Genomic DNA, 14,087 nt, shown 5'->3' with positions numbered 1-14,087 from the left:
TCTGGAAGATATTTTATGATTTTTTCTTGACATTTGAAGAAATTCTGCTAAAATGACTTGTGTTCGGCAAAGACGCCTATATAGGGAGTCTTTGCCTTTTTATATATTTATGATTCAACCGTTTATTTAAGAGTTGAACGTCAAGAGTATTTTGAGTATTCAAAGTACCGACAAAGCCTAGGAGGTAAGAATTATGTCATACGTAGAAGAGATTTTAGAGAAGGTTGTAGCTGCAAACCCAAATGAGCCGGAGTTTCATCAGGCTGTTAAGGAAGTTTTGGAGTCATTAAAGCTTGTTGTTGATGCAAATGAGGAGCTTTACAGAAAGAACGGCATCTTAGAGAGACTTGTAGAGCCTGAGAGAATTATTTCATTCAGAGTTCCATGGGTGGATGACAAAGGAAACGTACAGGTTAACAAGGGATATCGTGTACAGTTCAACAATGCAATAGGTGCTTATAAGGGAGGACTTCGTTTCCATCCTACAGTAAACCAGTCAATACTTAAATTCCTCGGATTTGAGCAGGTACTTAAAAACTCACTTACAGGTCTTCCTATGGGTGGAGGAAAAGGCGGTTCAAACTTTGATCCTAAGGGAAAATCAGACAGAGAAGTAATGGCATTCTGCCAAAGCTTTATGAACGAGCTTTATAAGCATATCGGAAAAGACACAGATGTACCGGCAGGTGATATCGGTGTAGGCGGTAGAGAGATCGGTTACCTTTTCGGTCAGTACAAGAGACTTACAACATTGTTTGAAGGTGTTCTTACAGGAAAGGGAATTCCTTTCGGAGGTTCTTTAGCAAGAACAGAGGCTACAGGTTACGGTCTTGTATACATTCTTGATGAGATGCTTAAGGCAAACAACAAGGAACTTAAGGGAAAGACAGTTGTAGTTACAGGTTCAGGAAATGTCGCAATCTATGCAATACAAAAGGCACAGCAGCTTGGAGCAAAGGTTGTTGCACTCTGTGATTCAAACGGTTATGTATATGATGAGAACGGTATACAGGTAGATATTGTTAAGGATATCAAGGAAGTTAAGAGACAGAGAATATCAGAGTATGCAAACAGAGTATCTTCTGCCAAGTATACAGAAGGTAAGGGAATCTGGAATATCAAATGTGATATCTACCTTCCATGTGCTACTCAAAACGAGCTTGATCTTGACGGAGCGAAGGCACTTGTAGCTAACGGATGCTTTGCAGTAGCAGAGGGTGCAAACATGCCTACAACTCTTGAGGCAACAAAGTATCTTCAGGATAACGGAGTACTCTTTATGCCGGGTAAGGCTTCAAATGCAGGAGGTGTATCTGTTTCAGGTCTTGAGCAGAGCCAGAACGCCATGAGACTTTCATGGACATTTGAGGAAGTTGATGAGAAGCTTAAAGGCATTATGAAGGATATCTTTACAAAGGTTGACGATGCGGCTAAGAGATACGGTCAGGAAGGCAACTATGTAGCAGGTGCTAATATTGCCGGATTTGAGAAGGTTGCAAACGCAATGATTTCACAGGGAATTGTATAAAAATATTGTACAAAATTAAATACATAAGCATTTAAAAGCCCTTTTTTAAGGGCTTTTTTTTAATTCCTATTGACTTACTGGGAATTAAGCCTTAAAATTCCAATATAGTTAATAGAATACAGGTTTTCTATTATAGATTACCCCTAAGCTCAAGGGAGAGGTGAAAGGAAAAATCAATGTCATTATTAAATGTAAATAATTTAACAGTTTCCATAGAAGATGATGAGAATTTAAAGGAAATTCTTCATGGAGTAAATATAGAAATTAAAAAAGGCGAAACACATGTACTTATGGGACCGAACGGAGCAGGTAAGTCAACACTCGGCTATGCTCTTATGGGTAATCCAAGATATGTTGCAAACAGCGGAGAAATTATATTTGACGGTAAGAATATAATTGATGAATCAGCAGACAAGCGTGCAAAGGCGGGAATGTTCTTATCATTCCAGAATCCTCTTGAGGTACCGGGTCTTCCACTCAGCAGTTTTATCAGAAATGCAGTAGAGTCTGTAAGCGGCAAGAGAGTAAAGATGATGCAGTTTAAAAAAGACCTTGCAAAGAATATGGAAGTCTTAAATATGGACAGCGAGTATGCCAACAGAGCCTTGAATGTAGGATTTTCAGGCGGTGAGAAGAAAAAGGCTGAGATATTACAGCTTCTTATGCTTTCACCGAAGCTTGCAATACTTGATGAGACAGATTCAGGACTTGATGTGGATGCTGTAAGAACAGTTTCAGCCGGTATCAAAGAATATCAGAAGAAAAAAGACGGTGCTCTCCTTATAATTACTCACAGTACAAGAATACTTGAGTCATTAAAGGTTGACTATACACATATTATGGTAGACGGAAAAATCATAAAGACAGGAGATGCTTCTTTGGTAGATGAAATCAATGAGCATGGATTTGAAAAGTATATTCAGGAGAGCAAATAATGAAGGAAAAGACATATGTAGAAGACATTAACAGAAGTATGTATGACTTCAGAAATGAAGATAAGGACAACTTCAAAATAGCTGCAGGTCTTACACCTGAGTTAGTGTCTCAGATTTCAAAAGAAAAGAACGATCCTGCCTGGATGCAGAATTTCAGATTGCAGGCATTACAGATATATAATCAGATGGAAGTTCCGCCATGGGGTCCTTCTATAGACGGTCTTGATATTGACAATATTGTTACTTATGTAAGACCTAATACACATATGAAGACAAAGTGGTCAGAGGTTCCTGAGGATATCAAGGATACCTTTGAAAAACTCGGTATACCACAGGCTGAAAGAAAATCTTTGGCAGGTGTAGGTGCACAGTATGATTCGGAGCTTGTATACCACAATGTAAGAGATGAAGTTTCACAGATGGGCGTTGTATATACAGATCTTGAGAGTGCAATGCATGGTGAATATGCAGATATGATTCAAAAGCATTTCATGAAGCTTGTAAAGCCGAACGATCACAAGTTTGCGGCGTTACATGGTGCGGTATGGTCAGGCGGTTCATTTGTATATGTACCGAAGGGTGTTCATCTTGATATTCCATTGCAGTCATATTTTAGACTTAATGCAAAGGGTGCAGGACAGTTTGAGCATACACTTATTATCGTAGATGAGGGTGCGGATCTTCACTTTATTGAAGGATGTTCGGCACCAAAATATAATGTAGCCAATCTTCACGCAGGATGTGTGGAGCTTTATGTAGGAAAGAATGCAAGACTCAGATATTCGACTATAGAGAACTGGTCAAAGAATATGTACAATCTCAACACAAAGAGAGCTGTTGTGGAAGAGGGCGGAAGAATTGAATGGGTTTCAGGTTCATTCGGTTCACATGTATCATATCTTTATCCTATGAGTATATTAAAGGGTAGAGGTGCAAGAATGGAATTCACAGGAATTACATTCGCAGGTGCAGGACAAAACCTTGATACAGGTTCAAAGGTAGTACATGCGGCACCTGATACATCTTCATTTATTAATACAAAATCAATTTCAAAGGGTGGCGGTATATCTACATTCAGAAATGCTGTAGTGGTATCTGAAAAAGCAAAGAATGCAAAGGCTGCAGTATCATGTGAGTCCTTGATGCTTGATGATATATCACGCTCGGATACAGTGCCTGCTATGGATATCAGATGTGCGGATGCCGATGTAGGTCATGAGGCAAGAATCGGAAGAATCAGTGATGATGCCGTATTCTATCTGATGAACAGAGGTATCAGTGAAGAGGATGCAAAGGCAATGATCGTAAGCGGATTTGCCGACAATGTATCAAAAGAATTGCCGCTTGAGTATGCGGTAGAGATGAATAATCTCATTCAATTAGAGATGAAAGGAAGTATTGGTTAATGAGAGATATTACTTTAAACAGAATACCGGTTCTTACCTGGAGATGGCTAAAGATGAATGAGACTGCTGTTTTTATACCAAGTGAAACAGGCAGTGCAAATATAAAAGTTTTAAATGAAAATGCAAATAATGAACTTTCAAAAGACATTATCGAAGCTATGAAGGCCCTTCCTACAGGAATGGGAGCAAATATGACAGAGCTTTGTGACTCTGAAAGTGAAGATATTATTATAAATACTCTTGCAGGTGAAAAGTCAAACAGTCATATAAATATATACAGAGATAAGGAAAGTCTTGCAAAAGTAAGAGTTTATATATATGCGGCTGAAGGCAGCGAAGCCAATGTATGGATGGATTACTCTTCAAATGAGGAGAATGCCGGTGCTTTGGCGGTACAGACATTCGTTTTTGCAGAGAAAGATGCAAAAGTGAAATTGTACCAGGTAGGACTTCAGTCAGACAGTGATATTTCACTCAATGATATAGGCGCAAATGTTGAAAAAGATGCTTCATTTGAGCTTGTACAGCTCTTACTTGGTGGAGAGAAGATATTTGCAGGTGCAAGAGCAAGCCTTACAGGTAAAAGAAGTGAGTTTATATCAGATCTTGGCTACTATGGTAAGGCCGAGGAGCAGATAGATCTTAACTATGTGGCGGATCATATAGGAAAGTCAAGTAATTGCAAAATGATAGCCTCAGGAGTACTTAATGACAATTCAAAGAAACTTCTAAGAGGTACTATTGACTTTAAGAGAGGCGCAAAAGATGCAACCGGAGAAGAGTCCGAGGATGTACTTCTCTTAGGTCAGAATATCCATAATCAGAGTATACCTGTAATACTCTGTGCCGAGGAAGATGTAGTGGGAACACATGGCGCTTCCATAGGAAACCTTGATGAGGAAATGCTTTTCTATCTCACATCAAGAGGTATGGACAAGGAAAGTGTTACAAAGATGGTGGCAAGAGCCAGAATAGATGCTATCAGCAAGAAGCTTGAAAATGCCGGACTTGAAGAAAAGGTAAATCTTTATCTTGGAGGCAGTGAAGATGAGTAAGAGTATATACAGAAATGATTTTCCGCTTTTAGCATCCGATGATGTTATATATATGGACAATGCGGCTACATCACAAAGACCACAGGCGGTGTTGGATGCAATAAATGATTTTTATAAGCATCACAATGCAAACCCTTTAAGAGGAGTGTATAAACTCAGTGTGGAAGCTACGCAGGACTATGAGAATGCCAGAAGCAAAGTGGCGAAGTTTATAGGTGCGGCAGGAAGTGAAGAGATAATCTTTACCAGAAATGCATCAGAGAGTTTAAACCTTGTGGCATACAGCTACGGTCTAAACAATATAAAGGCCGGTGATGAGATAGTTGTAAGTATACTTGAGCATCATTCAAATATGCTTCCATGGCAGATGGTGGCAAGGGCTACAGGAGCTAAACTTGTATTCCTTGATTGTGAGGAAGACGGAGAGATTACAAAGGCTGAGATAGACTCTAAAATAAATGAAAATACAAAACTGGTAGCTTGTACACAGATATCAAATGTACTTGGAATACCTACACCTATAGAGTATATCATTGAAAAAGCTCATAGTGTGGGAGCTGTAGTTGTTGTTGACGGTGCACAGAGCATACCTCATAAGAAAATAGATGTAAGAGAACTGGATGCGGACTTCTTTGCATTCTCAGGTCATAAGCTTTGCGGACCAATGGGTATCGGTGTACTCTATGGTAAGAAGGCATTACTTGATGCCATGCCTCCGTTCCTTAGCGGTGGAGAGATGATAGAGTATGTTACCAAAGAAAAAGCCACATTTGCGCCACTACCTCATAAATTTGAGGCCGGTACAGTAAATGCGGAGGGTGCAGTTGGGCTTGCGGCAGCTATCGACTATATAGAGAGCATAGGATATGAGAAGATAGAGAGTATCGAAAGAGAGCTGAGTGAGTACGCTATGGAGGTTCTTTCAAAGAACAAGTATGTCAGAATACTTGGTTCAAAGGATCCTTCTAAGCACAGCGGTATAATAAACTTTATACTTGAGGGAGTGCATCCGCATGATGTATCAACGATACTTGATTCAAAGGGTATTGCGGTAAGAGCCGGACATCACTGTGCACAGCCGCTTTTACAACATTTAAAAATAAATTCAACCACAAGAGCAAGTCTTTCTTTCTATAACACAAAGGAAGAGATAGATGCACTCTCAGCTGCTCTTTTAGAGATAAGAAAGGAGATGGGATACGATGAGTGAGAACAGAGCCTTTTATAATGAAATTCTGACAGAGCATAATTTAAGACCTTATCATAAACATGATCTTGCAGATGCCAATCTTATACTGGACGGTGTCAATCCAAGCTGTGGTGATCATATCACTTTAAAGCTTAAAGTAAACGATGAAGGCATCATAGAAGACGGAGCTTTCGTAGGAGACGGATGTGCCATATCACAGGCTTCAGCAGATATAATGCTTGATATGGTAATAGGTCTTGAAAAGGATGAAGCTATCAGACTCTCAGATATGTTTTTCCGTATGATAAAGGGAGAAGCAACTGAGGAAGAGATAGAGGAACTTGATGAGGCTGGAGCCCTTAGAGATATCTCCCATATGCCTGCAAGAGTAAAATGTGCAGTACTTGGCTGGCATACAATGGAAGAGTTGTTGAAATAATAAATAATGAATGAAAACAGGGATGAAAAGTCCCTGTTTTTTTGTATGGGAAAAGACTGTTTAAGGCAAATTTTACAACTATAAAAATAAAATTACAATAATTATTTTTAGTTTACATTATCTATATATAAAGTATAATAAAGTTAGATGTGTTTGAGCTTGTTTTATCGGAGGAAGAATGAAAAGAGATATACAGATATCATTATTATTGATATTTTCGCTTTGTATAGTAATTTATATAACAAACTGGAATGATTCTAAAGAAAACAGAAAATATAGAGAGCTCCAAGAGAAGATAAGAGTATATGACCTTAAGAATGCAGAGGAACTACCGAATTATATAACTTGGGGTATAAAAAATAAATTTTGTGCAAGTGGGATAGGTAGAGATCAAAAGTCTTATTATACAATACAAGATACCAATAATAATAATAATGAAGAGTCAAAAGTGACATATATGCTCACAGTACCTACAAAATATGCAGTTGAAGTAAATCTTGAGATGGTATCTAAAAGAGAATCTGATTCGACTATCGGTAAGACGGGAAGCATAGTTATAGAAAGAGAAATGGTAGAATTTGCCGCATCGGTATTTGATTTGGAAACAGGAGAACTATTAAATACAATATATATAGACAGAATACTCAAATTGCATAATTTGAATGTTATGCCGTTTGATTGTACAGGTTTTGTAACATGCAACTATAATGGGAAGCCATGCTTGGCTTTTGACGCTGAAGCCATGGACGGTTATGATAATTCAAAAAGTACAATATATATAGATCTTGAATCATCTGAACTTTTTGAAGAAAAATATTATAATCTAAAAGAAAATATTGAAAGTAAAAATAAGAATAATTTAGACTTCTTGAAAAAAATTGACGGTTTTACAGAAAAAAATAAAAGATACTCGGATCTATATGACAGCGATGAAAGATATTCAGTAGAGAACTTCGGTTTTTGGGAAGGATATAGAAAAATACATCTGATGGATGTTTCTAATACTATAGAAAATAATGAAAAAATAAATTATATGTTTCCTGATTTGAAGGAGAACTATAAGAAAATAAGTAATGAATATAATAATAGTTTTTCATTAGATATAGTACTTAGTGGAAATCCAAGCGATGATGAAATTTTAAATATAATTGAGTCAGATATTTCAAAGTGAAAGAGGGTTACATAATTGGATAAAAGGAAAGTTTATTTTATCATTTTTTTGATTATTATAATAGTATGTCCTTGGTTTAACGGTAAATTGGTCGAATCATACAGTTCGTATTATGTTGATAGTAAAGACAGTGGATATGTATTCTGTGAGTCAAATAAAGAAGACAGTAGCAGTTATGTCATACAATCATATGACGACGAATATGATGACGGATATATAGTAAGTATTGATACTGATAATAACTACACATTTGATATTCATACGAAAGTAGGAGTAAAAATAATTAGAAAGCAAACAGGTAATGATGCGGCGGATACATATTATATTGAAAATAACGGATTTATAAAATTTACTATAGATGTATATAATATAAAAACAGGTAGAAAAATAAGAACAATAGATATGAAAAATAAATTTGAAAGATTGGGTTTAGATAATATTCAACCGGATTCAGACCAAGAATTTTTTATAACGAAGTTCAATGGTAAAAACTTTGTTTGCTTTATGGTAAAAAATTCTGAATTCAGTGGAGACAGATACGACGATCGTGGCAGAAAATTTTATTTATGCCTTGATGATATGAGTTTTTATGACGGAGAGCTTCCGAATGAAGTAGAATACTCAGATTCAAGTGAAAGTATAGAAGAATATATACCAATCAAAAAGCTATTACCTAAAAATCTAATTACTTTAAATATAGCTGTAAAAAACATGTTTAGAATAAATGATTCAATTTACGATAATAAAATTAGAATAATTACATCGGTGAGGAGTTTGCCATATAATAACGAAAAATTGTATACAATATTTCCTGAACTGAAAGATGAGGTAGCTTATCTTAAAAGAAAAAATATTTTTGCAAACATTATATTTGTATTTCCCAAAGATATTAAGGCTGAGGAAATACTGGAACTGATGAGCCCTGAAGGACATAAGCTTGTGTTTGACGGTATTATAGTAAAAGCGGAAGATTCTTATGACGGTTTGAGCCATCAAGTGCATAGTATGGAAGAGTTAAGGAAGTATATAAAACCGGATAAAGAGTAGATGATAAATGTATAAAAATAAAATATTATGTCAAATGAAGAAAAAATACACACTTTACCGGCGGTAAAGACTGCGATCCTATGGCATGATCCGGTGAGATTCCGGAGCCGACAGTACAGTCTGGATGAAAGAAGATTTTGATACGGTTAATTTTTTAGATAAAAATTAATTATAAAAAGCTCCGACTACGTTTAAATCGGAGCTTTTTATATCGAACAAAAATACAATAAAAAATCTCTCCTACCTTGAAAATAAGCCGTTTTTGTGGCATACTTGTTTCTAGTGTCTTAATAAAATTTGAATATTCTGACATAGTTTAATTGTTATACTGCTTTTTGGGCGGATAAATTTATATAGAAGAGGAGTGCTCATGAAAAAGGGATATTTGGCGGCTGCAGCATTGCTGTTATTTTTGACAGGCTGTGGTGGAAACAAGTCATATTCATACCATCCTGATCAAAGCTCTATATTTATATCCGGGGACGGCACACTAAAGTCCGCCTTGGTTGAAGAAATAGATACGGAAGCGAAGAGCGATGAGCTTGAAAGCTTTGCCAATGCAGAGATAGAAGACTTTAATAAGTTAAATGCGGATAATCAGGTAAAACTTGAAGATGCCGCAATAAAAAAGAATGTGGCAAAACTGGTATTTTCATACAGCTCATTTGAATGTATGAAAGAGTTTGCAAAGTTTACTCAAGACAACAGCTTTGATTTGAATTCTGTAGAGGTATACAAGCTTAGCGATATTGATGTGTCAAAGATGGATTCAATAGAGATACCTGACGGAATCAAAGGCAATTATATTGCGCTAATAGACGGTAAGGCCGATGTGTATACAGAGGGAAAAATCACCTATGTATCAAATGATATCGAGTTTGATGATAATACTGCCAAGGTAGATGGCTTTAATTATATTATATTTAAATAAAGGAGAAATTCATGGAATATAGCATGGAAAAAATCATAGCACTGGCTAAATCAAGAGGATTTGTATATCCGGGTTCAGAGATATACGGCGGTCTTGCAAATACCTGGGACTATGGTAACTTGGGTGTTGAATTAAAGAATAATGTTAAAGCTGCCTGGTGGCAGAAGTTTATAAAGGAGTCACCATACAATGTAGGTGTTGACTGTGCCATTTTGATGAATCCACAGACATGGATAGCATCAGGACATTTGGGAAGCTTTTCAGATCCTCTTATGGACTGTAAGGAATGCCATGAGAGATTTAGAGCGGATAAGATCATTGAGGACTATATGCAGGAAAATAATGTTACTATAGACGGTAGCGTGGATGCATGGTCAAATGATGAGATGAAAAAATATATTGACGAGCATGAGATAGCTTGTCCGACCTGTGGTAAGCATAATTTTACAGATATCCGTCAGTTTAACCTTATGTTTAAGACTTTCCAGGGTGTAACAGAGGATGCTAAAAATGTAGTTTATTTAAGACCGGAGACAGCACAGGGCATTTTTGTAAACTTTAAGAATGTACAAAGAACCTCAAGAAAGAAAGTACCTTTCGGTATAGGACAGATTGGTAAGTCATTTAGAAATGAGATTACTCCGGGTAACTTCACATTCAGAACAAGAGAGTTTGAGCAGATGGAGCTTGAGTTTTTCTGTAAGCCGGGTACAGACCTTGAGTGGTTTGAGTATTGGAGAGGCTTCTGTAGAGATTGGCTTATAGCTCTCGGTATCAAAGAGGATCAGATGAGACTTAGAGATCATGACAAAGAGGAACTTAGTTTCTATTCAAATGCTACAACAGATATTGAATTCCTCTTCCCGTTCGGCTGGGGCGAACTTTGGGGAATCGCAGACAGAACAGATTATGACCTTGGTCGTCATCAGGAAGTTTCAGGACAGGATCTTACATATTTTGATGATGAGACAAGTGAGAGATACACTCCATATGTAGTAGAGCCTTCACTTGGTGCAGACAGAGTTACTTTAGCATTCCTTTGTGCGGCATATGATGAGGAGACTCTTGAGGGTGGTGATACCAGAACGGTTCTTCACTTCCACCCTGCACTTGCTCCTGTTAAGATCGGTATTTTACCGCTTTCAAAGAAGCTTAATGAGGGTGCTCTTAAGATATCCGAAGAATTATCAAAGTATTACAATGTGGAGTTTGATGACAGAGGAAATATAGGTAAGAGATATCGTAGACAGGATGAAATAGGTACACCGTTCTGTATTACATATGACTTTGACTCTGAGAATGACAATGCTGTAACTGTAAGAGACAGAGACAGTATGGAGCAGGTAAGAATTCCGATAGCGGAGCTTAAGGCTTACTTTGAGGATAAATTCAGATTCTAATTTATAAAATTTAACTTATTTTGAGTAGAGCTTTAACTTCACTTTTGTGGAGGGAAGCTCTAATCAACTTTAAACCGGTAGCGAAAGGAAGAGATTATGGCACATTATAATCATAGTGCAATAGAGAAGAAATGGAAGAAAAACTGGGAAGCAAATCCTGTAAATATTGATGATGGAAAAAAGCCAAAGTACTATTGCTTGGATATGTTTCCATACCCTTCAGGTTCAGGACTTCATGTAGGACATTGGAGAGGATATGTAATATCTGATGTATGGAGCAGATATCAGGTGCTAAAGGGACATTATGTAATTCATCCTATGGGTTGGGATGCATTCGGTCTTCCTGCAGAGAACTACGCAATAAAGATGGGAGTTCATCCTGCAAAGTCTACAGCAGAAAATGTAGCTAATATCAAAAGACAGATAAATGAAATCGCGGCACTTTATGATTGGGACAGAGAAGTAAATACCACAGATCCTAACTTTTATAAGTGGACACAGTGGATATTTGTTCAGATGTTCAAAAAAGGTCTTGCATATGAGAAGGAATTCCCTATCAACTGGTGTCCTTCATGTAAGACAGGTCTTGCAAATGAAGAGGTTGTAGACGGAAAATGCGAGAGATGCGGAACACCTGTTACAAAGAAGAATCTTCGTCAGTGGATGTTAAAGATAACAGCATATGCAGACAGACTTCTTAATGACCTTGACAAGCTTGACTGGCCTGAGAAGGTTAAAAAGATGCAGTCGGACTGGATAGGAAAGAGCTATGGTGCCGAAGTAAACTTTAAGGTGGATGGACAGGACAAAAATATTGTGGTTTATACTACAAGACCTGATACTCTTTACGGTGCTACTTTTATGGTACTTTCACCTGAGCATGAGCTTGCAAAATCTCTGGCTACAGATGAGACAAGAGAGGCGGTAGAGAAGTATATCTTTGACAGTTCTATGAAGTCAAATGTAGACAGAATGCAGTCAAAGGAAAAGACAGGTGTATTTACAGGTTCTTATGCAATCAATCCTTTAAACGGCGCAAAGACACCTATTTGGCTTTCAGACTATGTTTTGGCTGACTATGGTACAGGTGCTATTATGTGTGTGCCTGCACATGATGACAGAGACTTTGAGTTTGCAAAGAAGTTTGATCTTCCTATAGTTCAGGTTATAGCAAAAGACGGTAAAGAGATTGAAAATATGACAGAAGCCTACACAGATGCTGTAGGTACTATGATAAACTCAGGTGACTGGAACGGTATGGAGAGTGCGAAGTTAAAGCTTGAAGCACCACAGATGATAGAAGAAAAGGGATATGGTAAGAAGACTACCAACTACAAGCTTCGTGACTGGGTATTCTCAAGACAGCGTTACTGGGGAGAGCCTATTCCGATAATACATTGCCCGCATTGTGGAAATGTACCTGTGCCTGAGAATCAGCTTCCTTTAAGACTTCCTGAGGTAGAGAGCTATCAGCCTACCGGAACAGGAGAATCACCGCTTGCGGCTATTGACGAGTGGGTAAATACGACATGCCCTGTATGTGGTGCAGCTGCAAAGCGTGAGACAAATACTATGCCGCAGTGGGCAGGATCAAGCTGGTATTTCCTTAGATATGTGGATCCGCACAATGATAAGGAGCTTGTAAGCAAAGAGATGGCAGATAAATACCTCCCTGTAGATATGTATATCGGTGGCGTTGAGCATGCCGTACTTCACCTTCTTTATTCAAGGTTTTATACCAAGTTCTTAAATGATATAGGTGTGGTTGATTTTGATGAGCCTTTCACAAAGCTTTTCAATCAGGGTATGATAAACGGTAGTGACGGACAGAAGATGAGCAAGAGTAAGGGAAATGTGGTTTCACCTGATGATCTGGTTCGTGATTATGGATGTGATGCTCTTAGAATGTATGAGCTTTTCGTAGGACCGCCTGAGCTTGATGCTGACTGGGATGACAGAGGTATCGAAGGTGTATCAAGATTTTTAAATAAGTTCTATAAGCTTGTAATGGACAATAAGGATAAGAATGTAGAGGCTGACAGAGAGCTCTTAAGAGTTCGTGCAAATCTTATCTCCGATATTGAGCAGAGATTTAATTCTTTCAGCTTAAATACAGTTATCGCAGGCTTTATGGAGTACAATAATAAGCTTAATGAGCTTAGCAAAAAGAACGGTGTGGATAAGGAAACACTTAAGGCATTTACTATATTACTTGCACCATTTGCACCTCATATAGGTGAGGAGCTTTGGGAGGAGCTTGGTGGAGAAGGCTCGGTATTCCATGCAGAGTGGCCTACATTTGATGAAAGCCATAAGGAAGTGGATACAATAGAGGTTCCTGTTCAGATAAACGGAAAGACAAAGCTTGTTATTGAGCTTGATGCCAATGTAAGCAAGGAAGATGCTATAGAGGCAGGTAAGAAAGCTTTATCTGAAGCCGGAAAGCTTGAAGGAACAATAAGAAAAGAAATTTATGTTCCAAAGAAGATTATAAATATAGTGGTTGGATAAATCAAAAAATCTTGGAATCGGCATTTGCCGGCTCCAAGATTTTTTATTAAATAATTACCAATTAAACATTTCAATTGCTTTTATAATATCAGCAGATGTAGAAGGGTTTTCTTTAATCTCATTTATCAGTGATAAGAAGTCATTATGGAAAGTGCAGCTTGCATCATTATAGCAACGATGAATCATCCATATATTATGAAATGTAGGATTTTTCTTTACCGATTCAATAAGTGCCTCTTCATAGCCCTTTTTATAAAATTTTTCTACAAAGTGGACCAATTCTCCGGGAGATCCGAAGTCGACACTCGGGTTTTGTGATATTATCTCCAAGATAGGTTTTACAAATTGGAACGGATCGGGATACTCAAGCATTGCATCTATTATTTCACTATCAATATAATACTCTTCATCAGGTATTGCCGCTTCCTTTAGTGCAGTGATTATATCTTCTTTATTCATAATTCTTACATTTACA

At 37.5% G+C, this 14,087-nt stretch carries 12 protein-coding genes and 1 riboswitch; of the genes, 11 read left to right on the top strand and 1 reads right to left on the bottom strand.

Translation table 11 applies throughout. From position 1 onward, the window contains the following. Positions 1-193 precede the first annotated feature (193 nt). The 11 genes from gdhA to leuS all read left to right on the top strand — a co-directional run bounded on the left by gdhA (position 194) and on the right by leuS (position 13,612). On the top strand, positions 194-1,528 hold the full coding sequence (gdhA, locus tag HMPREF1135_RS07305; protein WP_007593683.1) for an NADP-specific glutamate dehydrogenase: 1,335 nt from the start codon (positions 194-196) through the stop codon (positions 1,526-1,528). A gap of 176 nt (positions 1,529-1,704) precedes the next feature. Continuing rightward, complete coding sequence (gene sufC / locus HMPREF1135_RS07300) at positions 1,705-2,463, top strand: Fe-S cluster assembly ATPase SufC (RefSeq protein WP_007593681.1); 759 nt, start codon at positions 1,705-1,707, stop codon at positions 2,461-2,463. Next, positions 2,463-3,869 carry a Fe-S cluster assembly protein SufB gene (gene sufB, locus HMPREF1135_RS07295; RefSeq protein ID WP_007593679.1) on the top strand — a complete coding sequence of 469 codons (1,407 nt, stop codon included), beginning with the start codon at positions 2,463-2,465 and terminating at the stop codon, positions 3,867-3,869. Before sufC ends, sufB begins: the two co-directional genes overlap by 1 nt. Next, positions 3,869-4,924: a SufB/SufD family protein gene (locus HMPREF1135_RS07290; RefSeq protein ID WP_007593677.1), complete on the top strand. Its 1,056-nt coding sequence runs from the start codon at positions 3,869-3,871 to the stop codon at positions 4,922-4,924. Before sufB ends, HMPREF1135_RS07290 begins: the two co-directional genes overlap by 1 nt. Then, a complete protein-coding gene (locus tag HMPREF1135_RS07285) occupies positions 4,917-6,134 on the top strand; it encodes an aminotransferase class V-fold PLP-dependent enzyme (protein ID WP_007593671.1) in 1,218 nt (405 codons plus the stop codon). Before HMPREF1135_RS07290 ends, HMPREF1135_RS07285 begins: the two co-directional genes overlap by 8 nt. Beyond that, positions 6,127-6,552, top strand: coding sequence for a Fe-S cluster assembly sulfur transfer protein SufU (gene sufU / locus HMPREF1135_RS07280; protein WP_007593669.1), 426 nt, complete (start codon positions 6,127-6,129; stop codon positions 6,550-6,552). Before HMPREF1135_RS07285 ends, sufU begins: the two co-directional genes overlap by 8 nt. 178 nt (positions 6,553-6,730) lie before the next feature. Further along, positions 6,731-7,723: a hypothetical protein gene (locus tag HMPREF1135_RS07275; protein WP_007593666.1), complete on the top strand. Its 993-nt coding sequence runs from the start codon at positions 6,731-6,733 to the stop codon at positions 7,721-7,723. Positions 7,724-7,738: 15 nt separating this feature from the next. Then, complete coding sequence (locus tag HMPREF1135_RS07270) at positions 7,739-8,770, top strand: hypothetical protein (RefSeq protein ID WP_007593659.1); 1,032 nt, start codon at positions 7,739-7,741, stop codon at positions 8,768-8,770. A gap of 18 nt (positions 8,771-8,788) precedes the next feature. Next, positions 8,789-8,910, top strand: a riboswitch (FMN riboswitch). 230 nt (positions 8,911-9,140) lie between these two features. After that, positions 9,141-9,701, top strand: coding sequence for a hypothetical protein (locus HMPREF1135_RS07265; RefSeq protein ID WP_007593658.1), 561 nt, complete (start codon positions 9,141-9,143; stop codon positions 9,699-9,701). Between the two features lie 11 nt (positions 9,702-9,712). Then, a complete protein-coding gene (locus tag HMPREF1135_RS07260) occupies positions 9,713-11,101 on the top strand; it encodes a glycine--tRNA ligase (RefSeq protein ID WP_007593657.1) in 1,389 nt (462 codons plus the stop codon). 96 nt (positions 11,102-11,197) lie between these two features. Next, complete coding sequence (leuS, locus tag HMPREF1135_RS07255) at positions 11,198-13,612, top strand: leucine--tRNA ligase (protein ID WP_007593656.1); 2,415 nt, start codon at positions 11,198-11,200, stop codon at positions 13,610-13,612. A 54-nt stretch (positions 13,613-13,666) separates the two neighbouring features. Here leuS and HMPREF1135_RS07250 read toward each other — a convergent pair whose 3' ends face one another. Further along, a complete protein-coding gene (locus HMPREF1135_RS07250) occupies positions 13,667-14,071 on the bottom strand; it encodes a hypothetical protein (protein ID WP_007593650.1) in 405 nt (134 codons plus the stop codon). Positions 14,072-14,087 lie beyond the last annotated feature (16 nt).

Source organism: Lachnoanaerobaculum sp. OBRC5-5, assembly GCF_000296385.1.
GTDB lineage: Bacteria > Bacillota > Clostridia > Lachnospirales > Lachnospiraceae > Lachnoanaerobaculum.
Note: the sequence above shows the minus strand (reverse complement) of the source record. Positions and strands in the feature narration are given on the sequence as shown.